Source organism: Rahnella sp. PAMC25559, assembly GCF_050632365.1.
GTDB classification, from domain to species: domain Bacteria; phylum Pseudomonadota; class Gammaproteobacteria; order Enterobacterales; family Enterobacteriaceae; genus Rahnella; species Rahnella rivi.
Genome location: NZ_CP192543.1, coordinates 639,207 through 664,798 on the forward strand (window position 1 = coordinate 639,207; position 25,592 = coordinate 664,798).

At 54.3% G+C, this 25,592-nt stretch carries 20 protein-coding genes and 1 tRNA gene; 12 read left to right on the forward strand and 9 right to left on the reverse strand.

The genetic code is table 11. The features are described from left to right. Window positions 1-199 precede the first annotated feature (199 nt). Together ACQZQY_RS04315 and hmsP are read right to left on the reverse strand one after the other, a co-directional pair. Window positions 200-1,492 carry a dicarboxylate/amino acid:cation symporter gene (locus tag ACQZQY_RS04315; RefSeq protein ID WP_136375768.1) on the reverse strand — a complete coding sequence of 431 codons (1,293 nt, stop codon included), beginning with the start codon at window positions 1,490-1,492 and terminating at the stop codon, window positions 200-202. Window positions 1,493-1,716: 224 nt separating this feature from the next. Beyond that, the gene (gene hmsP, locus ACQZQY_RS04320) at window positions 1,717-3,699 is read right to left on the reverse strand and encodes a biofilm formation regulator HmsP (RefSeq protein ID WP_056775711.1); all 1,983 of its coding nucleotides are present in this window, start codon (window positions 3,697-3,699) and stop codon (window positions 1,717-1,719) included. Window positions 3,700-4,280: 581 nt separating this feature from the next. Here hmsP and ACQZQY_RS04325 point away from each other — a divergent pair. The 9 genes from ACQZQY_RS04325 (at window position 4,281) to ACQZQY_RS04365 (ending at window position 17,318) form a co-directional block, all read left to right on the forward strand. Continuing rightward, a complete protein-coding gene (locus ACQZQY_RS04325; RefSeq protein ID WP_431296672.1) occupies window positions 4,281-5,069 on the forward strand; it encodes a hypothetical protein in 789 nt (262 codons plus the stop codon). After that, on the forward strand, window positions 5,060-5,863 hold the full coding sequence (gene bcsQ / locus ACQZQY_RS04330; RefSeq protein WP_056775717.1) for a cellulose biosynthesis protein BcsQ: 804 nt from the start codon (window positions 5,060-5,062) through the stop codon (window positions 5,861-5,863). Before ACQZQY_RS04325 ends, bcsQ begins: the two co-directional genes overlap by 10 nt. Before the next feature lie 29 nt (window positions 5,864-5,892). Further along, a complete protein-coding gene (gene bcsA, locus ACQZQY_RS04335) occupies window positions 5,893-7,992 on the forward strand; it encodes a UDP-forming cellulose synthase catalytic subunit (protein ID WP_431296673.1) in 2,100 nt (699 codons plus the stop codon). Next, entirely contained in the window at window positions 7,989-10,499 is a 2,511-nt protein-coding gene (bcsB, locus tag ACQZQY_RS04340; RefSeq protein WP_414070288.1) for a cellulose biosynthesis cyclic di-GMP-binding regulatory protein BcsB, read from the forward strand. The genes bcsA and bcsB overlap by 4 nt, the downstream gene beginning before the upstream one ends. 79 nt (window positions 10,500-10,578) lie before the next feature. Beyond that, on the forward strand, window positions 10,579-14,535 hold the full coding sequence (locus ACQZQY_RS04345; protein ID WP_431296674.1) for a cellulose synthase subunit BcsC-related outer membrane protein: 3,957 nt from the start codon (window positions 10,579-10,581) through the stop codon (window positions 14,533-14,535). A gap of 17 nt (window positions 14,536-14,552) precedes the next feature. Next, window positions 14,553-15,032, forward strand: a complete 480-nt coding sequence (gene bcsD, locus ACQZQY_RS04350; RefSeq protein ID WP_122097210.1) for a cellulose biosynthesis protein BcsD — start codon at window positions 14,553-14,555, stop codon at window positions 15,030-15,032. A 9-nt stretch (window positions 15,033-15,041) separates the two neighbouring features. Beyond that, complete coding sequence (locus tag ACQZQY_RS04355) at window positions 15,042-16,055, forward strand: glycosyl hydrolase family 8 (protein ID WP_056775728.1); 1,014 nt, start codon at window positions 15,042-15,044, stop codon at window positions 16,053-16,055. Between the two features lie 190 nt (window positions 16,056-16,245). Further along, complete coding sequence (locus ACQZQY_RS04360; RefSeq protein ID WP_431296675.1) at window positions 16,246-16,710, forward strand: mobile mystery protein A; 465 nt, start codon at window positions 16,246-16,248, stop codon at window positions 16,708-16,710. Further along, window positions 16,710-17,318, forward strand: a complete 609-nt coding sequence (locus ACQZQY_RS04365; RefSeq protein ID WP_056775734.1) for a mobile mystery protein B — start codon at window positions 16,710-16,712, stop codon at window positions 17,316-17,318. Before ACQZQY_RS04360 ends, ACQZQY_RS04365 begins: the two co-directional genes overlap by 1 nt. Window positions 17,319-17,376: 58 nt before the next feature. Here the strand turns inward: ACQZQY_RS04365 and ACQZQY_RS04370 are convergent, their stop codons facing one another. The 6 genes from ACQZQY_RS04370 to dppA form a co-directional block, all read right to left on the reverse strand. Continuing rightward, entirely contained in the window at window positions 17,377-17,799 is a 423-nt protein-coding gene (locus ACQZQY_RS04370) for a hypothetical protein (protein WP_431296676.1), read from the reverse strand. 134 nt (window positions 17,800-17,933) lie between these two features. Beyond that, window positions 17,934-18,947, reverse strand: a complete 1,014-nt coding sequence (gene dppF / locus ACQZQY_RS04375) for a dipeptide ABC transporter ATP-binding subunit DppF (protein WP_056775737.1) — start codon at window positions 18,945-18,947, stop codon at window positions 17,934-17,936. Next, a complete protein-coding gene (dppD, locus tag ACQZQY_RS04380) occupies window positions 18,944-19,963 on the reverse strand; it encodes a dipeptide ABC transporter ATP-binding protein (RefSeq protein ID WP_122097201.1) in 1,020 nt (339 codons plus the stop codon). The genes dppF and dppD overlap by 4 nt, the downstream gene beginning before the upstream one ends. A gap of 10 nt (window positions 19,964-19,973) precedes the next feature. Further along, window positions 19,974-20,888 (reverse strand): dipeptide ABC transporter permease DppC, encoded by a 915-nt coding sequence (gene dppC / locus ACQZQY_RS04385; RefSeq protein ID WP_056775740.1) that lies wholly within the window; start codon window positions 20,886-20,888, stop codon window positions 19,974-19,976. A gap of 10 nt (window positions 20,889-20,898) precedes the next feature. Next, on the reverse strand, window positions 20,899-21,918 hold the full coding sequence (dppB, locus tag ACQZQY_RS04390; RefSeq protein WP_056775743.1) for a dipeptide ABC transporter permease DppB: 1,020 nt from the start codon (window positions 21,916-21,918) through the stop codon (window positions 20,899-20,901). Between the two features lie 147 nt (window positions 21,919-22,065). After that, on the reverse strand, window positions 22,066-23,673 hold the full coding sequence (dppA, locus tag ACQZQY_RS04395; RefSeq protein ID WP_431296677.1) for a dipeptide ABC transporter periplasmic-binding protein DppA: 1,608 nt from the start codon (window positions 23,671-23,673) through the stop codon (window positions 22,066-22,068). A 459-nt stretch (window positions 23,674-24,132) separates the two neighbouring features. Between dppA and ACQZQY_RS04400 the strand changes: the two genes are divergently transcribed. The 3 genes from ACQZQY_RS04400 (at window position 24,133) to ACQZQY_RS04410 (ending at window position 25,383) form a co-directional block, all read left to right on the forward strand. Then, the gene (locus ACQZQY_RS04400; RefSeq protein ID WP_431296678.1) at window positions 24,133-24,453 is read left to right on the forward strand and encodes a hypothetical protein; all 321 of its coding nucleotides are present in this window, start codon (window positions 24,133-24,135) and stop codon (window positions 24,451-24,453) included. 99 nt (window positions 24,454-24,552) lie between these two features. Then, complete coding sequence (locus ACQZQY_RS04405; protein WP_183849859.1) at window positions 24,553-24,897, forward strand: type II toxin-antitoxin system PrlF family antitoxin; 345 nt, start codon at window positions 24,553-24,555, stop codon at window positions 24,895-24,897. 6 nt (window positions 24,898-24,903) lie between these two features. Then, window positions 24,904-25,383 (forward strand): type II toxin-antitoxin system YhaV family toxin, encoded by a 480-nt coding sequence (locus tag ACQZQY_RS04410; RefSeq protein ID WP_122097198.1) that lies wholly within the window; start codon window positions 24,904-24,906, stop codon window positions 25,381-25,383. A gap of 88 nt (window positions 25,384-25,471) precedes the next feature. On the opposite strand, the gene ACQZQY_RS04415 is transcribed toward ACQZQY_RS04410, so the two are convergent. Next, window positions 25,472-25,548 (reverse strand) — tRNA-Pro (locus tag ACQZQY_RS04415). Window positions 25,549-25,592 lie beyond the last annotated feature (44 nt).

The window sequence follows — 25,592 nt, forward strand, 5'->3', positions numbered from 1 at the left end:
TTTTCTCAAAGTCGCGCATCCGTCAAAAATATTCTCGGAAATAGCGCCGGTGACGGCACAAGAGGGGCATATTATGAAGATAATCCACCGGTTACATCAAGCAACCGGTGGATATTAGGGGAGATGACGCCGAATAAATGCTTTTTTTGGAAGCTTACGCGGGTTTTATGCCCACATATCCACCATTATTCAGAAACAATCAGGCACCGGAAACTGACTTTTCCGCTTCCGTCAGGCCCTTCTGACCGTTCAATGTGGCTTTCAGCTGACCTTCATCGAGCTGTCCGCACCACTTCGCAACCACAATCGTCGCCACGCCATTACCCACCAGGTTGGTGAGCGCACGCGCCTCCGACATAAAGCGGTCAATGCCTAAAATCAGCGCCAGACCTGCAACCGGTAAATGTCCGACTGCCGACAGGGTTGCCGCCAGAACGATGAAGCCACTGCCGGTCACGCCCGCCGCCCCTTTGGAGGACAACAGCAGCACCACAATCAGGGTAATCTGATGCCAGATATCCATATGTGTATTGGTGGCCTGCGCGATGAAAACGGCCGCCATGGTCAGGTAAATCGAAGTGCCGTCAAGGTTGAAGGAATACCCCGTTGGGATCACCAGCCCGACCACCGATTTCTTGCATCCCAGACGCTCCATCTTATCCAGCATACGCGGCAGCGCAGACTCGGAAGATGAGGTCCCCAGAACGATCAGCAACTCTTCTTTAATGTAGTTAACAAACTTGAAGATGCTAAAGCCGGTGAAGCGTGCGATTAGCCCGAGCACCACCACCACGAACAAGACGCAGGTCAGGTAGAAACAGATGATCAACTGGCCGAGTTGCACCAGAGAACCCACGCCGTATTTACCGATGGTGAATGCCATCGCACCGAAAGCCCCCAACGGAGCCAGGCGCATGATCATATTGATGATGCCGAAGATGACCTGCGAGAAGCTGTCGATCACGTTGAAAATCAGCTGTCCTTTATGGCCCAGACGGTGCAGCGCAAAACCAAACAGCACGGCAAACAACAGCACCTGCAGGATATTCCCGCTGGCAAATGCACCAATCACGCTGGAAGGGATCACATCAAGCAGGAAAGGAATGATGCCCTGACTTTGTGCCTGTTCGGCATAGACTGCCACCGCTTTGGCATCCAGAGCCGCAGGGTCGACGTTCATCCCCGCGCCCGGCTGGACGATATTCACGATGACCAGCCCGATAATCAGCGCCAGGGTGCTGACAATTTCGAAATACAGCAGTGCAATCGCACCGGTACGGCCAACCGCTTTCATGCTCTCCATGCCTGCGATGCCGGTCACTACCGTACAGAAAATCACCGGAGCGATGATCATCTTGATTAACTTAACAAAACCATCACCTAATGGTTTCATTTGAGCGCCCAGGTCAGGGTAGAAATGACCCAGCATGACACCCAGGGTTATTGCCATAAGCACCTGGAAATAAAGGCTTTTGAAGATAGATTTTTTCATGACTCGCCATCCTGATGTGAGAGTGTCGCCCTTTGTTTTGTAGGGGTACAGATAATGAGCGACTGCCGAAAAATAACACCATCACAACATCATGGAAATATATTGTTTCCTCCGGAAAAGACGGGTCATGAAAAACCAGAGCTGAAAGCATTCAGCCGACGGAGAGTAAGTAAAAAAAGCAGATAAAATGACAGACAGGAACGGGTTTCCTGCCTTCAGAAGGGTCAGTCAGGCTGGCAGAATTTCAGTTCGAAGGCGTCTTTCGACAGTGGCGCGGAGAATAAATACCCCTGACCTAACAGAATGTTTTGCTCAAGTAACCACTGGCGTTGCGCTTCATTCTCGACACCTTCAGCCACCAGCTGGATGTTCATCGCGCGGGCGATCGAGGCCACAATGTTGACCATCACATCGTCCTGCGGCAGCGCGCCGACAAAGCTGCGGTCGATTTTAATAACATCAATAGGCAGCGAACGCAGGCGGTTAAGATATTCGAGGCCCGAATAGCCAAGGCCGAAATCATCCAGTTCAATCGACACCCCTACGGCGCGCAGTTCGCCCAGTAACAGCAGTGCGCGATCGAGGTCGTCGATACGCGCAGTCTCGGTGATTTCCAGCACCAGCTGTCCCGGATTGATTTTGTAGCGGCTCAGTAAACTGCGCAGTTCCGGCAGGAAATTGCGTTGCTGCACCTGAACGCCGGAGAGATTCACTGACAGGGGCAAATTAATCCCCCGCCGCTGCCAGTCAGCGAGGATGCCGCAGCCCAGTTCAAGAATTTTGTAGCCCAGCATGCTCATCACGCCGATTTCTTCGGCAAGCACAATGAAATCGCTTTCCAGCCCGTAACTGCCGTCGGCCATTTTCCGGCGCAGCAGCGCTTCAGCACCGACTACCGCGCGGGTACGCATATTTACCTGCGGCTGGATAAACAGCGTGAAATCGTTCTGCTCCATGGCGTGCAGAATGTCGTTTTCCTGCAACAAACGTTTCTGAATCTTTGCCGTTAACTCCGGCTCAAAGAACAGAATTTGATTCTTACCCTGCTGATAAGCCGACACCCGTGCCGCCCGCGCATTGACCATCAACTGCTGCGCCGTGGCCGGGAACTCGCCGGTATATTGAACGATGCCGATACTGCCCGTCGGATGCAGCGACATATTGCCTGCATCGCTTTCCTGCGGTGCATTGATGCGTTCCATAATATGACGGGCGAGACGCATCGCCATAAATGGCCGGACAATGTCGCCGGCCAGCAAAGCAAATTCGTTATAGCTCAGGCGCGCCAGTAAGCAGTGCTCGGGCAGTGCATCAATGATGGATCTCACCAGCGGGCAATCGACGTGGCCGTCATCACGCAGGCTTTCGATACCTATCATTAACAGATGAAACCCTTTTTCCGGCTCGGTGGAGTGCAACCGGTGTTGCAGCCGCGACATAAACTGCTCTTCATTACTGATGCAGTCTTGTGCGGGAGGCTGCGCATCGCTGATCTCTTGCTGCAATTTTTGCATGTGCTGCTGATTGCGGTTGTAACTGCGCACCAGCATGCCGATTTCATCATCTTCGTGAAGCGCAGGCATGGTCAGCTGATGATACGGCACATCGCTTTCCGGCAGGGATTCCAGCTCGCGGGCGATAGTGCGTACCGGTTTGACAATCAGCCGGTTAATGATCCAGCTGAGGGAAATGGTCAGGATCAGCGCCAGCAGCAGATACGTCGTCAGCATGGTGGACAGCGCGCTGACGATAAACTGGTACATCCGGTAGGAGTCAGCCTGCACGACCAGGTACGCCAGGGGTTTCGGGTCTTTCGGGCTGGCCGCGGCGGAATAAAGAGGAACGGAAATCGTGACGGGCAGATTGAATCCACGGGACACCCACTGCGGCACCGGGCGGCCTGGCGGAAAATGGGTGTGCAGCGCTGCGATTTCATTGGGCATCACCACATCCGCACGGCTGAGAATACCGACGGGTTGCAGCGTGTTCAGGATCTCCTGCGTTTCATCCAGATCGACGTCCAGCACCGCCTGGGACAGCGGTTCGCGGACAGAATGGGCGATATTTTCAAGCTGCTGGGCGTAATCATCCCTCCGTTGTTGCACAAAGTGGAACAACTGGATAATGATGAAAATACAAATAGTTATCGCAGCCACACTCGACACGGCTGCCATCTGCTTGATTGTTAATGAACGCCTGACCCGCAACTTAGTTCTCCATCAACCGCCGACCTGTTTTGCTCCGTTCTACTTATCAGGAACACTATTAGAGCGCAGTATACCTTATATCGTGTTATTTCGAGGCAAAACAGGGCCGTTAGGCTATAAAAAACAATGTGTTTGCACCTCTGAAATTATCACTGAAATACTTTATGTTATTTTACTGACGAAAAACCTACACTCTGCATTAACCCGATGATTAGTGGTGTTATTAAAATTCTGAGTTTAATGTCCCTGATGCAATCTCTGTGCTGCACATCACACAAAATGCAACCGTTTACTCTCACATAAGAGAAAAAATCAGATAAAAAAAACAAAAAACCTTTTGTGACAGCCAGTTATAAGGGTATTGTTTTTTATGGTGCTATTCCTAATTTTTGTAAAAAGTGCTCCATGCTGTACAAGAACTGATATATTAAGATTAATCTTATCCTCAAAAAAAACTTCAAAAAAATTAAACCTTTTACACTCTTTATTAGCAGTTCTCGCTTGGTTGACAGCGTTTCTTGCTTGGCCGCTTTGACGTCCAGATAATTCCCACAAAAATATAATCCTACCGGGCGGGATATATGAACAAATATGACGACATTAAGCGTTTTATGGATAAGACCAACCTTAAACAGCTTGATTACAAAGAGCTAAATGATAAATCGACCGGAGAATCAATTACCGGTTCGATGAATCAATGGACCTTGATCAAGCAGGTTTCTGCCAGCCAGACGCCGGGTGGCCCCTTAGATAACGGGCGCTCGACGCAGCCCACGCCACAGTCCATTTCTGCTGATGAATTCTCGCCACAGTCGGCGCTGGAAGCGCTGCATGCCCAGCATTTGCAGCCGCAGACTGATTCCGCTGCGCCCGAACACGCCGGCCCTATGTCTTCAGAAGTCCATCCTCCGGCGGCGGGCTTTGGTTTGCTCGATGCCCTGCGTGAAACTCTGCCGCCCGTGCCTGAACATCCGGCACCCGCGCCGGCACAGGCCCCGCATTCTCCTCCGGTTCATTCGACGCCTGCCCTGCACGCGCAGTCTGTGATACCGGACAATGGTTCAGGTTTGCTCGACTCCCTGCGCAAAGCCATGCCGCAAGCGCCGCGTCAGCCACCCGCGCCCCCGGCCAGCGCAGCGCCCGCACCCGCACCCGCAGCGCCGGTGTATCAGCCTGCACCGGTGATCCGTTCAACCCCATTACAGAGCCCGGCACCCGCGCACGTGGTGCCCGCATCTGCGGCGTCTGCCGATACCGATCAGCGTTTTAAACAGATGTTTAAACAGCGGGCGCCTCAGCCTGCCGGCGCTTATCTGCATCGCGACACACCGCTTCAACCTTTGTTAGAGATGATTGCCTCATGCCGTTAGTTTGCGTTTGTTCACCGAAAGGTGGGGTTGGAAAAACCACGGTGGCCTCCAACCTGGCCTATTCGCTTGCCCGCAGCGGCAGCAAAGTACTGGTCATCGATTTTGATGTGCAGAATGCCCTGCGCCTCCATTTTGGTGTGCCTATTTCCGATACCCGCGGTTTTGTCGCCGGGTCAGGCAATGAATCCGACTGGAGCCAGTTTATTCTCAAAGCCGGGTCGAACACGTTTGTGCTGCCCTATGGCGAAGTGAGCGAAGATCAGCGGCTGGAGTTTGAACATCAGTTAGCCAGCGATCCGCATTTTTTACCGCGTGGATTAAATACCGTCCTGAATTATCCGGGGTTAATTATTATTGCGGATTTCCCTCCCGGCCCGAGCCCGGCATTAAAAGCCGTGCAGAGCATTGCTGATTTACATGTTGTGGTCATGCTGGCAGATACGGCGTCATTGTCTTTACTGCCGTTAATGGAAAAGAACAAATTAATAGGCACCCCGCTGAATAATAAGAAAGGGGAATATTACGTTGTGAACCAAAGTGACACCCGCCGGACATTAAGTCGCGATGTCACGCAATTTTTCGAACAGCGTTTAAATGAAAGATTATTAGGCACAATACACAGGGATGAATGTGTGCCGGAGGCGAATGCCTCTCAGCGATCTATTATTGATTTCAGTCCGGTATCAGCGTCCGCGTTTGATATTGAACTGATCAGCAAAAAAGTCGCCGCCATTTTAGGGATTAAAGTCGGTGATGGTGAATTACACGCCGCGCCTAAAACCGGCAGTTATTAACTGTCACTGATAACAGCGATCCCAAAGCGATGAATAAATTCCTGTTTTCCATGCTTGTGCTTCTGCTGCTGCCGGTGGCAGCAGTTATCGTCATCACGCCAATGGACAGCCAGAAGCAGTACATCTTCGGGCTGATCAGTATTGGTCTTTTATTTTTACTGGGCATCAGTAAAAGCCGCCGGATAAGTGTGGTCATGGTCATCATGTCAGTCATGATGTCCACGCGATATATTTACTGGCGCGCCACAGAAACACTGCATTTCAATTCCACCATTGAAGCTATTTTAGGCGTCGGCTTATTCCTCGCCGAGCTGTATGTCTGGCTTATTCTGTTACTGGGTTATCTGCAAACCACCTGGCCGCTGAAACGCACCATCGAACCTTTGCCGGATGACACCACATTGTGGCCAACGGTAGATGTGTATATTCCCTCGTATAACGAAAGTCTGGACGTGGTGCGTGATACCGTTCTGGCGGCGCAGTGCATCGATTATCCAAAAGACAAAATCAAAATATACGTACTCGATGACGGCAAGCGCGACGAATTTGCGGTGTTCTCCGCCGATGCAGGCGTGGGATATATCACCCGCGACAATAACGCCCATGCAAAAGCCGGTAACCTGAATCACGCAATGAAACTCACCAAGGGCGAGCTGATTTGCGTATTCGATTGCGACCACGTTGCGACCCGCGCCTTTTTACAGGCCACCGTCGGCAGCTTCCTGAAAGACCCGCGTCTGGCCCTGATCCAGACGCCGCACTACTTCTATTCACCGGATCCGTTCGAACGTAACCTCTCCGCTGGCCGCACCATGCCAAACGAAGGTGCGCTGTTCTACGGCCCGGTTCAGCAAGGTAACGATAACTGGAACGCGACGTTCTTCTGCGGTTCCTGTGCCGTGATCCGCCGCGTGGCGCTGGAAGAAGTCGGCGGCTTTGCGGTGGAAACCGTCACCGAAGATGCGCACTCGGCGTTGAAAATGCAGCGTCGTGGCTGGAACACCGCGTTTCTGGATATCCCGCTGGCGGCGGGTCTGGCAACAGAGCGCCTCGGCCTGCACGTTATTCAGCGTACCCGCTGGGCGCGCGGTATGACGCAAATCTTCCGCGTCGATAACCCGTTGTTTGGCCGTGGTCTGAAATGGCAGCAGCGTCTGTGCTACCTGAACGCCATGCTGCACTTCCAGTTTGGTCTGCCGCGCGTGGTGTTCCTGACCGCGCCGCTGGCGTTCCTGCTGTTCAACCTGAACATCATCTCCTCGTCCGCCAGCCTGATTTTTGCTTATGCGCTGCCGCATCTGGTGATGTCGCTGTACATCAACTCCCGCATGAATGGCCGTTTCCGCTATACCTTCTGGGGTGAAATTTACGAAACCGTGATGGCGTTCCACCTGATCCTGCCAACGCTGGTGACCATGTTCGCGCCAAAACGCGGCAAGTTTAACGTCACCGACAAAGGCGGTTTACTGGACGTCGGCTTCTTTGACTTCAACATCGTCAAACCTCACCTGATCGTCGCCATTCTGATGATTATCGGCATCGGTTACGGGCTGGTGCGCGCGGTGTTCCACAACTACTTTGCCATCGATCCCAACGTTATCGCGCTGAACGTGGCGTGGGGCAGTTTCAGCGTTCTGATCCTGCTGGCGGCGATTGCCGTCGCGAAAGAAACCCGTCAGGTGCGTAAAACCATCCGTATTGATGTGGCGATCCCGGCCATCATTCATTACGCCAATGGCATTTCTCTGCGCACCACCACCATTGATATGTCGATGGGTGGCGTGCAACTGGTGACGCCGGATGTGCGTTATCTGGAAGAAGAAATTGAAGAAGTGGAAATTCAGCTTTCATCTGGCGCGGAGAGTTTCCCGGTCACGCAGATCAGCGGCAACAAAGAGCGCATTCGTCTGCAATTTGAAAACCTGCCGCTGTCTAAACGCCGCGAACTGGTGCGTGTGGTTCTCTGCCGTGCGGATGCCTGGATTGGTGAAGAATACCCGCCAGACAACCCGTTCAAATCGCTGCTCAGCATCATCCGCTGCGTATTTGAATTGTTCTACAACACCTGGAAAGAACGCCGCGGCAAAAATACACCCGCTGAAACCACCAGCAAGAGTGAAGCAGCATGAACCGACCTCGTAAACCGATGAGTAAACGCCGTTTGTCTGCGGTGCCTGGCACGTCCCTTTTCAGAAAAATCACCACCGGCCTGCTGCTGACCTTCAGCAGCCTGCCGTTTACCCATGCTGAAGACGCTCCCGCTGCGGCGGTTGATCCGGCAACCAGTTTGCCCGCCGCCCCTTCGTGGCTGCCCCCGGCGCCGGTGATGCCCGAACAAACGGCACCCGCCGACACCGCCGCGCCGCCAGTGGCTCAGCCGGTGCCCTCAGAATATGCGCCCCAGACCGATACCACGCCGGTCAACAACAGCGAGTCGGCAAATGCTGCGGCTGTGGCTGCCGATCCTGCCGCCGCGCCTGCCCCGGTGATCCCGCTGGTTCAGCCGGTCACCAGCAACGTGACCGTCGCCGAAATGGGTCAGCCAAACGGCCTGACCCTCAGCGGCGGCCAGTTACAGTCGGGTATTCTCTTCACCCTGCCTGCCGATGAAGTGGTGACCAACGCCCATCTTTCGCTGGCACTGAAAATTTCTCCTGCGCTTATCGCCCGCGATACCACGCTGGAGCTGATGCTCAACGGCCAGCCGCTGGGCAATCTGCCGCTCAACCAGAGCAGTAACGGCGGCGATGTCTACGAACTGGATGTCCCGTCAGCGATGGTGGTATCGAGCAACAACCTGAGCTTTCGCGTGCATGACAGCAACACCATGACCTGCGAGAAAGATCAGTCGGACAAATATTGGGTCACGATTTTGCCTACCACCAGCATTGGTCTGGAAGGTCAGCAGCTGAACATTGGCCGCAATCTGGGCAATTTCCCGCGCCCGTTCTTCGACAGCCTGCAAATGCAGGAATCTAAAATTACCATGGGCTTCTCCTCGGCGATGAAACCGGGAGATGTCAGCGCAGCGGCGATGTTGTCTTCGTATCTCGGCATGTTATCCGATTATCGCGACGTGGATTTCCCGGTGATCCTGAACGATTTGCCCGATCAGAACGGCATTCTGTTTGGCAAACCGGGGGACAAAATCGGTTCGCTTACCCTGCCGTCCAGCAGTGGTGCATCGATTCAAATCATCGATAACCCGATCAATCCGGTCTACAAATTGCTGCTGGTGCTGGGCAATGATGATAATCAGCTGCGCCAGGCGGCTTACCGTCTGATAAGCGGCGGTATGCCGAACAACACCGATCATCTGGACGTCGCGCAGCAAACTATTCCGTCGAGCAAACCTTACGATGCGCCACGCTGGATAGACACGTCGCGACCGGTCACGCTGGGCGAACTGGCGGGTAAAGATCCGGATTCGCTGATTTCTAACGGCATTTATCACGATGGTATTCAGGTTGCGTTCCGCGCTGCGCCGGATCTGTTCATGTGGGACGGACACAATATTCCGGTGCGCATTGATTACCGCTTCCCGACCGAAAACTGGATCGATGAAGACACCTCACGGCTCAATGTGTCCATCAACAGCAACTTCCTGCGCAGCCTGACCGTCAACAAAGTCGGTCTGGTGGAAAACCTCTGGCGTCGCCTCGGCGGTGACAGTCGTCAGGAACGCTACACCATGCAGCTCGCGCCGTACCTGATTTACGGCGACAACCAGTTGCAGTTCTATTTCGACATCAAACCGAAAAAAGACGCGCCGTGCAGCATTCTGACCAGCGACAACATCAAGAGCCGCATCGATCCGAAATCCTTCATCGACCTGAGCGGAAGTTACCATTTCGCACAGTTGCCGAACCTGTCGTATTTCGTGGGGGCTTCTTATCCGTATTCCAAACTGGCTGATTTCTCGGACACGCTGATGTTGCTGCCACCGCAACCGAGCGCTGATGAAATTCACACCTTGCTGAACCTCGCCGCGCGCGCAGGGAAAGCCACCGGCGTGCCGGTGAGCCATGTGCAGGTTGCCTTTGGCCTGTCGGGTGATGAACAGGGAAACCCGCTGTTTGACCGCGATATTCTGGCTGTCACGACGCTGGGCGACGCCGCCTTCACGCAGCAGCTGCTGGCCGATTCCCCCTTTGGCGTCAATGCGAACTCGATGGGCGTGAAAACACCGACGCAGGTGCAGCGCATGGTGGCCTGGCTGACCGGCGACTGGTATCGCCAGCCGGTGGATGCCGACCGTTATCTGTCGTCAACCGGCGCATGGCGCGGCTTTGTCAGCTTCCGCTCCCGCTGGTCAAACGATCACGTCGTGGTGGTCGCCACGGGAACTGACGATCAGCAACTGCTGAAAATTCACAACGATCTCAAATCGCCACAAATCAACGCCAACGTGCGTGGCGATCTGGCGATCATCACCGATGAAAACGGCATCCGCAGCTTCTCGGTCGGCCAGCAATTCCCGACCGGACAAATGCCGTGGTACATGATGGTGCTCTGGTACGCCAGCACGCACATCGTGATCCTGTCGCTGATTGCCACGCTGGTTTCGCTGGTGGTGGGCCTGAGCCTGTTCGTCGTTCTGCGCGGGCACGCGGCCAAACGTCTGGGTCAAAAATGAAAAGCCTCGAACGAAGAAAAAGAACAATAAAGGTGGCCGTTACTCCCGGCTATAACCTGGCGATTACCGGAGCTGGAAAATGAAAAAACATAAACTGTCCCTGGCGGTGATCAGGGCTATTTATCTGGTAGGGATCGCCGGAGCCGTGAGTTTCAGTGCCGCCACATTGGCGGCGGACACCACCAATCCGGCCATGAAAGCGCTGTTTGATCAGGCCGCTTACTGGCACGAACGTGCCCATGACGATCTGGCAAAAGACGCCTTGCAGAAAGTGCTGCTGGTCGAGCCGAACAACGCACAGGCGCTGTACCTGATGTCGCTGTACTCCATGCAGAGCGGTGACAAAACGGCGGCGAACCAATGGCGCGAAAAACTCTCGGCTGCCTCACCGGACGATCCGCGTCTGGCCTCGCTCAACAGCGCCAAAGCCATGCAGTCGATTCCTCCGGCGCAGCTCGCCTCTGCCCGCCAGATGGCCGCGCAGGGCAACGTCAGCGGTTCGCTCTCGGCCTACCGCACCATCTTCAACGGCAATCAGCCGCTCGACAGTCTGGCGACCGAATATTACCTGACCATGGCGGGCGATAAGTCGCTCCAGCCGCAGGCGATTCAGGGATTACAGCAGCGCGTAGCCTCACGCCCGGACGATACTCAGGCGCGTCTGGCGCTGGGTAAAGTGCTGACTTATCAGGAATCGTCGCGCCGCGATGGCATCAAACTGCTGAGCACGCTGGCGGGCAGTAACAGCGATGCCGACCGGTCACTGCGTCAGGCATTGTTGTGGATGGCACCGCAGGAAAGCGATCGCGACCTGTATCAGGGCTATCAGGCGCGTCACCCCAATGACACCGGCGTGATGGCCTACTTCCAGAAAAATATCGGCGGCGCAGCCAAAGGTCAGGGCTTTACTGCGCTCAACAGCGGCAACGTCACCGACGCCAAAGCCAAGTTTGAAAGCGTGCTGGCAGGCGATCCGAACGACGCCGACGCACTGGCCGGTCTGGGGTATATCGCGCAGCGCAGCGGTGATTTCGAAGCCGCCTCGCAATACCTTAGCAAAGCCGCCGCACAGGGCGGCCCGAACAGCGCACAGCTGAGCAATCAGGCGCAGGACTCGGCATTTTATGCCCAGCTGGCGAAAGCCAAAGACGCAGCCGGTTCCGGCAGTTACGACGCCGCACTGGCGGCGGTCACGCCGCTGACCCAGGTCGGTGGCGAGAAAGGTCAGTCAGCCGGTTTGCTGCGCGCCGACATTCTGCGCCGTAAAGGCGATCTGGCCGGTGCCGAGCAGCAATACAGCGCGCTTGGCGACAATGCCGATGCCCGCGCCGGACTGTTCTACGTGCTGCGTCAGCAGAACAAATCTGCCGAAGCCAGCGAAGTATTGAAAACGCTGCCTGCGGATATTCAGAACAAAATGAATCCGCCGAAAGTGGCGGATGTCATCGAGCCGTTACGCCGTCAGGCGGCGCAGGCCGTGGCGAATAACGATCCGCAACGGGCACTGAATTTACTTCAGCAGGCGCAGGAACGTCAGCCTTCAAACGTCTGGGTGAAACTGGATATGGCGCGCATCCTGCAATCGCAGGGGCAAACCGCGCAGGCGCAATCCATCATGGCGCCGTCTTCGCGTCCCGGCGCGTCTTCAGCCGATCTCTACGCGGCCGCCTTATTTGCCTCCGAAACCAAAAACTGGTCCACCGCCAGCGCCCTGCTCTCGCGCATTCCGCGTGGCAGTCAGAATCAGGGTATGCGTGAACTGGCGCAGCGCGCCAACTTCAATGCGCAAATGGCCGATGCGGAGAACTATCTGCAACAGGGCAACAGCGCGGCCGCCGCCAACACCTTACGCGCACTGGCGCAGAATCCGCCTTCCGCGCCGGCTGACGTCGGTGCGCTGGCGAAAAATCTGGCCGCCACCGGGCAGCTTCCGCTGGCGGTACAACTGGTGCGCCAGAACATGCGCAACGGTGTGAAAGGCAACGCCGGGGATTACGCCGATCAGGTGACGGTGCTGAATCAGGCCGGGCTGAGTAACGAAGCCCAGGCCTTCCTGCAAAATCCGGAGATTCAGTCCGGCACCTCACCGACCGCGCTGGCGAATCTGCGCAACGGTTTCGTCATCACTCAGGCCGATCAGCTGCGTGAACAAGGCCAGTATGCCGCGGCTTACGACAAGCTTATCGTCGCCCTGCAGGCCGACCCGCAAAACCGCGATCTGATGCTGGCGATGGCACGCCTGTATCAGTCCGGCAAGCTCAACAAACAGGCCGGTCAGGTCTACAACTACCTGATGACCAACGACACACCGAATCAGGATGCCCGCGTGGGGGCGATCAATATCGCGCTGGGCGAAGGCGATACGGCGCGCGCGCAGCAACTGATGAATGGGCTGACCGGCCCTCGCACGCCGGACCGCCTGTTACTGGCTGCCCGCGTTGCCGAAGCGCAGGGCGACCACCAGCAGGCGATGGCGCTGTTGCGTTCCGCGAAGGGCAAGATGATCGGTCTGGAAGGCGCAGACGGTTCGGCGCAGGTCGCCGGATTGCAGCTTTCCGACAATCCGTTCATCAACCGTTCAACGCGCACCACGCGTTCCACCACCCAGTCCACTTATGGCACGGTACTGCCGTGGCAACAAACCGATCAGACCTCGGTTAACAGCACGGTGCCGGTACCGGGTGCTGCGCCAACCGCCGTGGTGCAGCGTAATGCAACGGAAAAACAGATCGACGACATGCTCGACGATTTGCAGGGCAAAACCGCGACCTGGGCGCAGGGCGAGATGTCGATCCGTGGACGTGACGGCGAAAGCGGCCTCAGTCAGCTGACCGAAGCCAAAGCGCCAATGACTTTCGCCTTCGTGCCGTTCGATACGTCGCGTCTGAGCATCGGCGTTACGCCGGTTTCCCTCAGCGCAGGCAGCCCGGCCGGTACGGCCAATGCCCGATTTGGTCAGGGGGCGCTGGCACAGGCGCAGTCTGCACAGAAAGATGTGGCAGCGGCGGCAACAGCGGCAGGTCTGAACATCGCCGATTACAGCACTTTCGCCAAACTGCAGGCGGCGGCTTCCACCAATTCCAGCGCAAACTGTAGTTCGACCAACGCGGCCTCGGCGCAGTGCGTGGCCTATAACACCATTACGGGTACCGATCCGACCACCTATTCCGCCCCGGATGCCGGTAATCAGAAAGCCACCGGTGTAGAAGTGAACGCCGCACTGACCGGTGACAGCTATAAAGCCGATGTGGGCAGTACGCCGCTCGGGCAGGATCTGAACTCACTGGTCGGTGGCGTGCAATGGGCACCAAAACTGACCGACTTCACCACGCTGACGGTCACCGCAGAACGCCGCGCAATCACCGACAGTATTCTGTCTTACGTCGGTACCAAAGATAATTACAGCGGAAAAGAGTGGGGCCAGGTCACCAAAAACGGCGGCAGCGTCAATCTTTCCTATGATGACGGCGACGCCGGTTTCTATGCCGGTGCCGGTTATTACAGCTATCTGGGTAATAACGTGAAGAGCAACCAGTCGGTTAACGCCAACGCCGGGTTGTACGTTCGTCCATATCGTTACGATGACCGCGAGCTGAAAACCGGCATCAACGTCGGTTACATGGATTTCGACAAAAACCTCAGCTACTACAGCTACGGCCAGGGCGGTTACTTCAGCCCGCAGAACTACGTCAGCGTCTCCTTCCCGGTGGAATACACTCAGAAGTATGACGACTGGGATTTGAAATTGTCCGGCTCTGTGGGTTATCAGTCCTATTCTCAGGATAAGAGCGCCTACTTCCCGAACAACCCGGACTTGCAGAAACAGCTGGAAGACCTGGTGGCCGCGGGCTACGGCACCGAAGCGTACTATTCCGGTAAAACCGAAAATGGTATCGGCTGGAATGCGGGCGTGGGCGGCAACTATCATCTGAACAAGAACATGCAGATTGGCGGACAGGTTGGCTACGATACTTTCGGTGATTACAACGAGAGCAAAGCGCAGGTCTACTTCCGCTATCTGATGGGCCAAAATTAAACCGGTGGAATAAAACCATGCAGGAACAGAACTATACTCAGGTCGCGCAGGATTATTACCGCCAGCGTCACACCACACCGGGCTGGCAAAGTCTGGTGCAGGTGCTATTTTCAGGTATTCTGGCCTCCGCCGACGACGAGGATGGCCGCCGGTTTCTCACGCTGATGGGCGGCAATCTGGCGCGTCAGCATGCGTTACCGGTTTCCGCCACGCTGGGCGAACTGGAAGAAAACATTAATCACCTTCTCAGCCGCTTTGACTGGGGCGTGGTGAAAATTGAAGCCACCCAGCAGCAGCTCACCCTGGTGCACATCGCCTGGCCGGTTTCGCCTCAGGGCGAGAACGACGAACTGTGGCGCATCGCGCTGATTTCGCTGTTTGAAGGGCTGTATGCACAATGGTTGCAGGCGCAAGGCGGGCAGCCTTACGTTCCGCTGCGCTGGCAGGAAAGTACACCCGAAGGCGCATTCGTCTTCCGTTATCAAAATGGTTTGTAAGGAATTTTTATGTTGGCATTTCGACGCTACGGCCTGGTGCTGTGGTTCGGTCTGGTTTTCTCTTTATTCACCACGGCAGTAATGGCGCAGGATCAGGGCTGGTCAGCCTTCAAAAGTCGTTTCCTGATGCCTGATGGCCGGATCATTGATACCGCCAATAAAAACGTCAGTCACACCGAAGGCCAGGGGTTCAGCATGCTGCTGGCCGTCTTTAACGACGATCAGGCGACCTTCGACAAACTGTGGCAATGGGCGAACAACACGCTGTACCGCAAAGACATTGGCCTTTACTCCTGGCGCTATGACCCGAATAACAGCGTCCACGTGGCCGACAAAAATAACGCCTCCGACGGTGACCAGCTTATCGCCTGGGCGCTGCTGCTGGCGGGCGATAAATGGAGTGATTCGCGCTATACCAAGGCTTCAGAGAAATTGCAGTCGGCGCTTATCAAATACAACGTGATTGATTACGCCGGTTACAAAGTGATGTTGCCGGGCGTGACCGGGTTTAATCAAACCAGCAACGTCACCGTCAACGCGTCCTACTTCATCTTCCCGGCGTGGAAAGCGTTTTACGCTCACAGCCACCTGAAGGTATGGAAAGATCTGGATGAAAGCGGCACCGCGATGCTCAGCAAAATGGCCTTCGGTGAATTCCGTCTGCCGACTGACTGGGTTGATATGCAAGCCGATGGCAGCATGAAACCCGCCAGCCGCTGGCCGACCCGCTTCAGTTACGACGCAATACGTATCCCGCTGTACCTCGGCTGGGCACATCCGGGCAGCCCGCAGCTGGCCCCGTTCATTCTGTGGTGGCAAAAATCGCCACGCACCGCGACCCCGGCCTGGATTGACGTCATGACCGGCACCAAAGCGGGCTACAACATGTCACCGGGATTACTGGCCATCCGCGACTTCACCATGGCCAATGCCGGTGCGATCAGCCCGAACCTGGCCCCGAAAGACGATTACTACTCCTCAACGCTGCAACTGCTGAGCTGGTGGGCGAGTCAAAAAGGGTAAGTGCGGTTTAGATCAAAAAGGCCAGTCAGGGAATGCTGACTGGCCTTTTTTGTTGAAATTTATTGTATATAGGCAATAGAAAAAACGTAAATCAATTGCATATATACAATTGATTTTATCTTTTTTGATTGTATATTTAATATTGAAATACAATGATTTCATTGTAAATATACAATCAGAAGGTTTCTTCATGTGGGATAAAGAGTTAAAAATCAAACAGGTAGATAATCTTTTAAAAAGTATGAAGCCAGAGCGAAATGTAAAACGCCCTAAAAAAGGCTGGTTGCAGTTGCTCAGATCCACACTGGGAATGAGCACACGCGCTTTAGGTGAGAGGTGCGGGCTAAGCCAGTCGCGTATTTCGTTGATCGAAAAAGGAGAGATCGACGGTACTTTGACCCTTAATACTCTGGAGAAAGTCGCGGAAGGTCTGAATTGTGAACTGGTATATTTTTTACAGCCAAAACAAGGACAAACACTCGAAGATCTGCGGGAACATCAGGCAGAAAAAAAAGCGAAATACCTGACTCAGTACACTGAAATTCATATGTCGCTGGAACAGCAACCCACATCATCAGCTTTTCAAAAATCGACACAAGACAAGCTTAAAAGCGAGCTCTTACAAAAATGGCCTCGGGATTTCTGGGATGAATAATGAGCGAAACCATCAATGATGGCCTACCCGAAGGGGCGACGGAACTTAGCCCTGATGATCTGGCCGGTTTACTTCCCGATTATATCGTTACCCGGGAAGACCTGAATCAATTTGAAAAAACAAACATTCAGAATGCATTAGCGCGCCTCAGCCGTCAGAAGCTGAGTTGCCAGCAGATCTTAACGGTGGATTTCTGTCTTCAGCTACACCGAAACATGTTTGATAAAACATGGGAATGGGCAGGGCAACTTAGACGCAGAGAGGTCAACATCGGGAATACACCGCCTTATATGATTTCAATGCGTGTCAGGGATACCCTGGATAATGCAGCGTACTGGGTTGAAAACGACACCTATCCGCGCGATGAAATCTGTCTGAGACTTCACAGAGACATTGTATGGATCCACCCTTTTCCCAATGGAAATGGAAGGCATTCCCGAATTTATTGCGACATACTGCGTCGTGCCCTCGGGAGTGGGTATTTTTCATGGGGAAGCTCAGGCGGCGAACTCGTCTCACCTGACGAACATCGTGCTGAATATATTGTGGCTCTGAGAGAAGCTGACCGCGGCGATTATACCCGGCTCATCAGGTTTGCTGCTGGCTAGGTTTACATCAAACAGGCCAGTCAGGGAATGCTGACTGGCCTGTTTGATGAATCGCAGTTTAATTAATTTGATAGCTAAAATTAGCCGTATAGCTGTGGCTGTTATAGATATAGCTCGCAGCATTGCTTAACGACAAAACGTTTCCGCTATAGGTAACATTCACCCGGTTATTCGCACCGGTGCTGATATCAACAATGGTTCCACTTCCTGAGATAAACGGAAAACCTTCCGCCAGCGACTTAACAACGTCACTATTGTTACCCTTCAGTTCCCCCGCCAGATAATATCTGTAATGGAATGGAACCGTTGCGCCACCACTTTGGCTTTCAGTCATGTACAACCACATATGGTCATTGATTTTTTGGGTTCGGAGCAATTTATCTCCGGCGGGATCATCTTCGCTATGACTAAGCCACCAGAAACCAATGACCAGAAGTAACAGGGTAAGGGTCACAACACGATGCAGCCATTTAATAGCCATGTTTCTCAATGCTCTGGTGTAAGGTGCAAAGCATCATATCAATAGCCCATCAGCCAACGTGTCTGAAAAATCGCCCACAAAAAAGCCCGCTTTCGCGGGCTTATTCATTTTGGATTTCAGCGCTTCAGCCAGATTTACGCGACAGTCTGCGTAGTGCCATTTTCATCCTGATCCACTGCAAAACAGGCGACAAGCTGGTCGCCGTACTGTTTCAGCTGTGGCTGGAACTGTTTGCAGGTGCCGAAGGCGCGGCGGCAGCGGGCGTTGAACGCGCAACCGGCTGGCGGATTCAGCGGGCTTGGCAGCTCGCCGGTCAGTTTGATGCGTTCGCGGCGTTCGTCCGGGTTCAGACGCGGCGTCGCGGAAAGCAGTGCCTGGGTGTACGGATGGCGCGGATTGCTGAAGATGGCGTCTTTCGGGCCCTTCTCCACGCAGCGGCCAAGGTACATCACCATCACTTCGTCAGCGATATGTTCCACCACCGACAAATCGTGTGAGATGAACACGTACGACAGACCCAAATCCTGCTGCAAATCCATCATCAGGTTCAGCACCTGCGCACGTACGGAAACGTCGAGCGCAGAAACCGGTTCGTCGGCGATCACCACGTCCGGATCCAGCATCAGACCACGGGCGATAGCGATACGCTGACGCTGACCGCCGGAGAACATGTGCGGATAGCGGTCGTAATGCTCATTCTTCAGACCGACTTTCGCCATCATCGCCAGTGCTTTTTCACGGCGTTCGGCGCTGCTCAGCCTGGTGTTAATCAGCAGAGGTTCTTCGAGGATCTGGCCGACTTTCTTACGCGGGTTCAGCGATCCGTAAGGATTCTGGAACACGATTTGGATCTTCTGACGCCGCAGCTTTTCCGCTGTGGCATCAGGTTTAAGCAAATCCTGCCCGCGATAATAGAGTTCACCGCCGGTCGGCACTTCAATCATGGTCAGCAAACGGCCCAGCGTGGATTTACCACAGCCGGATTCGCCCACCACGGCCAGCGTTTTGCCGCGTTCAAGCGTAAAGGACACGCCGTCGAGCGCTTTTACCGTGCGTTCCGGGGCGAACATCCCTTTCTTCACCGGGTAATGCTTTTTCAGGTCAATCGCATGCAACAACGGCTGCGATGCGGTGTTATCAGGACTCATAAAGTAGGTCTCCCGGCATCATCCAGCGGATAATGGCACTTCGACTGACGCCCGTTCGCGAGGTCACGCAGCGCCGGTTCTTCTTTGCGGCAAAGATCGGTGGCATACGGACAACGTGGATTGAGCAGGCAGCCGTCAGGACGGTCATATTTGCCCGGCACCACGCCCGGCAGGGACTGCAAACGCGCCTTATCTGCCGCGAACTCCGGCAGCGAGCGCAGCAGCGCCTGGGTGTACGGATGGCGCGGCGCACGGAAAATCTCCGTGGCTTTTGCCGATTCCACGACCTGACCGGCATACATCACGATGATGTGTTGTGCGGCTTCCGCCACCAGCGCCAGGTCATGGGTGATCAGCATCAGTGCCATGTTCTCTTGCTGTTGCAGCTCAAGCAGCAGTTCGATGATTTGCGCCTGAATGGTGACGTCGAGCGCGGTCGTCGGCTCATCGGCAATCAGCAGTTTTGGACGGCAGGCGATCGCCATCGCGATCATCACGCGCTGGCTCATGCCACCGGAAAGCTGGTGCGGATAGACGTCGAGGCGTGAAGCCGGGTCAGGAATACCGACCAGGTTCAGCAAATCGATGGTGCGCTGACGACGGGTCTTTTTATTGCCACCCTGATGCACTTTGATGGCTTCCATGATCTGGAAACCTACGGTGTAACACGGGTTGAGGCTGGTCATCGGATCCTGGAAAATCATCGCGACTTCAGCACCGACAATCTGGCGGCGCTCTTTTTCGCTCATGCTTTTCAGGTCACGGCCACCAAACTCCAGCTTCTCAGCCATCACTTTGCCGGGGAAGTCGATAAGGCCCATCAGCGCCAGTGAACTCACCGATTTGCCGGAGCCGGATTCACCGACAATCCCGACCACTTCGCCCTGTTTTACGCTGTAGCTGATACGGTCTACGGCGCGAAACGGCGTGCCTTCATCACCAAAGTGTACGGAAAGCTTATCGACGGTCAGCAGCGTTTTGCCGACCGGTACGTCTTGAATCAATGTGGTTTCCATCTCTCGTCCCCTACTGCTTGAGTTTAGGGTCAAGGGCGTCGCGCAGGCCGTCACCCATCAGGTTAAATGCCAGTACCGTCAGCAGGATGATCACACCGGGGAAGGTCACAACCCACCAGGCACTTTGAGCAAACTGTAAGACGTCGGACAGCATCGTGCCCCACTCCGGCGTAGGCGGTTGCGCGCCCATGCCGAGGAAGCCGAGAGCCGCCATGTCGAGGATGGCGTTGGAGAAACCGAGCGACGCCTGAACAATCAGCGGCGCTAAGCAGTTAGGTAAAATGTTGATGAACATCTGGCGTGCCGCACCGGCCCCCGCCACGCGCGATGCGGTCACGTAGTCGCGGTTAACTTCCACCAGCACCGCCGCGCGGGTTAAACGCACGTAGTGCGGCAACGCAACGAAGGTCAGCGCCAGCGAGGCGTTAACGATCGACGGGCCGAAAATTGCCACCAGCACCAGCGCCAGCAGCAGGCTCGGCAGGGCCAGCATGATATCTACCACGCGCATGATGATCGCATCGATCACACCGCCGTAATAACCGGCAAACAGGCCGAAAATCACGCCGAGGATCAGCGAAAGCACCACCACCAGACAACCGACCAGCAGCGACAGGCGCGCGCCGTACATCAGACGCGACAGAATATCGCGACCCACGTCGTCGGTGCCGAGCAGGAATTTCCAGCTGCCGCCTTCCATCCAGACCGGCGGACGCAGCAGCGCGTCACGGAACTGTTCAGCGGGCAGATGCGGTGCGATCACGTTCGCCCCGATCGCAATCACCAGCATGATGATGATGTAAGCCAGGCCGGTAACGGCCCCTTTATTACGCTTGAAGTAATGCCAGAATTCGCGCAACGGCGGCATCGGCACTGGCGCAGCCGTCACGATTTCATTCGCGACGGGCTCTGTAACCTGAGACATTTTGCGCCCCTTATTTTCTGTGACGAATACGCGGGTTGACCACGCCGTAGAGCACGTCTACCAGCAGGTTAACCACGATGATCAAAGTCGCGACCAGCAACACCCCGCCCTGCACGACCGGATAGTCGCGGCGCTGGAGTGCGTCGATCAGCCACCGGCCCAGCCCCGGCCAGGAGAAGATGGTTTCCGTCAGGATAGCGCCGCCGAGCAGCGTCCCGACCTGCAAACCAATGATGGTCACCACCGGCAAAAGCGCGTTGCGCAGTGCGTGGACGACAATCACCCGCATACGGCTGACGCCTTTGGCGCGCGCGGTACGGATATAATCTTCACCCAGCACTTCCAGCATGGAAGAACGGGTCATACGCACGATAACGGCCAGAGGAATGGTGCCAAGCACCAGCGCTGGCAAAATCATGTGCATCACGGCGTCTTTAAAATCGCCCGGCTCGCCCCAGATGAGGGAGTCGATCAACATAAAGCCGGTCAGCGGCATGCTGTCATCAAGGAAGACCGTATCGCTTATTCGCCCCGATACGGGCGTGAGGTTGAGCTGTACCGAAACCAGCATCACCAGCATGATCCCCCACCAGAATATCGGCATCGAATAGCCGGTCAGTGAGATGCCCACCGCCGTGTGGTCGAATATCGATCCCCGTTTTACCGCTGCCAGTACACCCACCGGGATGCCGACAAGGATCGCGAAAATCATCGCGCAAATGCCCAGCTCCAGCGTCGCTTTGAAACGCGGTACAAACTCCTGCCAGACAGGCGTTCGGCTTTTTAAGGACGTGCCCAGGTCGCCGTGCAGCACCCCGTTCACATAGTGGAAGTATTGTTGATAAAGAGGCTTATCGAGCCCCATATCTGCCATTAACTGGGCATGACGCTCGGGGGAAACACCGCGCTCGCCTGCCATGATGGTGACCGGGTCGCCTGGTATCATGTGTACGAAGGCAAAAGTCAGCAAAGTTATGCCGATAAACGTTGGGATAACTAACCCCAAACGTCGGAGTATGAACTGAAACATATCCCGTACTCTCTGTATAAAATGCCCGGAGAACCGTAGCTCGCCGGGCTTATTGTGGCTCACATTTCTTTCTTGAGAATCAAAGCTGTACTGAATGGCCCGTGAGCACCACATAACGCAGCTCACGGGTTATTATTCAGCAGGCGATCACTCCATTGAGACGTTTTCGAAGTGATGCTTGCCAAGCGGATCAACCACATAGCCTTTAACTTCTTTACGAACAGGTTCGTACACAGTGGAGTGAGCGATGATCAGCGCAGGTGCCTGGTCATGCATCACAACCTGAGCCTGCTGGTACAGCGCAGCACGTTTGGCATGATCGGATTCAGCACGAGCAGGCTGGATCAGATCTTCAAACGGCTTGTAGCACCAGCGGGAATAGTTGGAACCGTCTTTAGCTGCGGTGCAGCTGAACAGCGTGGCGAAGAAGTTGTCCGGATCCCCATTGTCCCCGGTCCAGCCCATCATCACAGACTGGTGTTCGCCCGCTTTTGCACGCTTGAGGTATTCGCCCCACTCGTAAGTGACGATGTTGGCTTTCACGCCCACTTTCGCCCAGTCAGCCTGGATCATTTCAGCCATACGACGTGCGTTCGGGTTGTACGGACGCTGTACCGGCATTGCCCACAAATCGATAGTGAAACCGTCTGCGTGACCTGCTTCTTTCAGCAGCTCTTTGGCTTTTTCAGGATTGTATTCGTAATCCACCACGTCTTTGTTGTAGCCCCACATCGTTGGTGGGATCAGGTTTTTAGCCGGCTGGCCAGCACCCTGATAAACCGCATCGATGATGGCTTTTTTGTTCACAGCCATGGTCAGTGCCTGACGCACTTTCACTTCATCTAACGGTTTTTTCTCAACGTTGAAGGACAGATAACCGACGTTCAGACCTGGCTGCTGCATCAGGTTGATGGTTTTATCTTTCTTCATGGCAGCGATGTCAGCCGGGTTCGGGTACGGCATTACCTGACATTCGTTTTTCTGCAATTTCGCATAACGCACGGAAGCGTCAGGCGTGATGGAGAAGACTAAACGGTCGATCTGCGGCTTGGTGCCCCAGTAGCCTGGGAAGGCTTTGTAGAGGATGCGTGAATCTTTCTGGTATTGCACAAGCTGGAACGGACCGGTACCGATCGGATCCAAATCGACTTTCTCAGGGGTTTTGGATTTCAGCATGTTGTCAGCGTATTCCGCAGACAGGATTGACGCGAAGTCCATCGCCAGGTCAGCCAGGAATGGAGACTCAGGGCGGTTCAGTACGAACTGCACGGTGTTGTCGTCCACTTTCACGATCTTGTTGATCAGATCGCCCATGCCCATACCTTCGAAGTATTCGTAGCTGCCGCCAGACACACCGTGGTAAGCGTTATTTTTGTCCAGCTGACGCTCGAAGGAGAACACAACGTCGTCCGCGTTGAAATCACGGGTCGGTTTGAATTCCTTGTTATCCTGCCACTTCACGCCTTTGCGCAGGTGGAAGGTGTAGGTTTTGCCGTCTGCCGACACGTCCCACTTTTCAGCCAGACCGGACTGAATTTCTGTGGTCCCGATCTTAAACTCAACCAAACGGTTGTAGATAGGCACGGAGCTGGCGTCATACGTGGTGCCTGAGGTGAACAGCTGAGGGTTGAAGCCTTCAGGTGAACCTTCAGAACAATACACTAACGTTTTTGCCTGCACGCTTGCCGCAACGGTCAGCGCAATCAGGCCCATACTGAATTTCAGTAGCCCCGACTTACCTAAAGAGATTGTCATCGCTTCTGCTCCATTGATGAATGGTGATGTGGATGTGTGTGTTGTGTTTTGCAGCTCACGGCACCCTTTATTTTTATTTGCGGGTGACTGTGTTGGTTGTGCGCTGCAATAAGTCCAACCAGAGCATGGTGAACTGCCATTTTTTTCCATCGAACTGTAAAGCGGGCTTTACAGATCTTTACCGGAAATAATCACTGGTCTTCCTTGGGGCTATCAATTTGGCAACTCCTATCCCTGACGTCAATATAACCATCAGGCATTTACACAGACTGTGAGTAACAGCAAACAAACATAAAAAAACATTCTGTTAACCAAATCAGGATGAATGTTCAGTTTTTGAACCCAAAACCCACACAATCAACTTTGTAAAAGAATATTCACGGGTGTTTCACTCATATTAAATCCCTAAAAATTTCTCGCTAAATGATGAATATATGAACGGTTATTTTTGAGATAGGGGTGGAAACCAGCGGAAAATGCTGGGAAGAGCCGCGATTGTCGCAAAGCTGTCATAAAAAGCGTCCGCCAGCGGCACCGGCAAAACACCCCAAAATGGCGCAAATGTGCCGTGGTGGTGCATCGTCTCCGGCCCCCCCTTCCTGCTTATTTTTTCAACGAAAGCGCGCGCAAGGGCTGAAATATATCGAAACGATCATGTTTCCCAAATTTGAATTCTGGCGTGTTTATTGCTTTGCGCGACATATGCAGTATCCGGTCAGCGTTTTGCAAAACGAAAATGCAGGTTTAAGAGGCAATCTGACGCAGATTTGCGGCACGTAACGCATAAACGATCACGTACATTCGGGGCATTTGCATTACCAATGCATTTGCATTACCCTGCCGAAATCGCTCAATTAAGCATCACAAGGAGTCTCGTCTATGCCTGCCTCAGTCACATGGGGAATCAAACTCGAAGCCGAGTCTAAAGTGACCCGTCGCTTTCAAACCACCATCCCCGCAGCTATACGCAAGGCGTTAAATCTCAGCGGGAACGATCGCATTCAATACAAGATCTTACCGGACGGACAGGTGGTTATTTCGAGGCAACTCGAAGAACCGGAAGATCCTGTCATCAATGCCTTTCTGGATTTCGTGGCGACAGATATGCTCAATCATCCGGAAAATATGCAACCGGTGACCTTATCTGTGCATGAAAAGATGAGTGTACTGACCACTGGCGTTGCCGTTGATCTTGAGAGCCCGCTTTCTGACGATGATGAGTAAAGGACTATGCATAATCAGGCCATGGAGAGTAATGGGTGGACGCTGCTCGCTCACCCGTTGATTCTGCAACAGATAGAGAAACTCACCGAACAGGTCGTACAGCTGCGCCGTAAAGACCCTGTGGGTTACAAAAACAGGAATGCGACCAAGAGACTGGCGGCCATTAATAAGTTGATGTTTGAAGTCATCCCGCAAGACCCTGCCCGGGCGGAGTTTCGACAGGGAGATACGTTAGGCGGGGAGTTTACTCACTGGTTCAGGGCAAAATTCTTTCAGCAATACCGTCTTTTTTTTCGCTACAACTTCAAAAGCCGGATCATCATTTATGCATGGGTTAATGATGATAAAGAACTGCGAGCCTATGAGAGTAAAACAGACGCTTACCGGGTATTTCGCAAAATGCTCAAAAGCGGTGAGCCGCCTGACAGCTGGGTGGCGTTGTATGAAGCAGCAAAAAAGGAAAACCTGAAGGAAGAAACAACCTGAGGGGTATCGTACAAAACAAAAAGCCCGCAACCAGAAGGCTGCGGGCTTTTCGTTATCTGATGACTGAATGCATCATCAGACGGGGATATGGTCGGCGAGAGAGGATTCGAACCTCCGACCCACTGGTCCCAAACCAGTTGCGCTACCAAGCTGCGCTACTCGCCGAGTGGGGCGCATCTTACTGCGACGGTTTCAGAGCGTCAACGGCT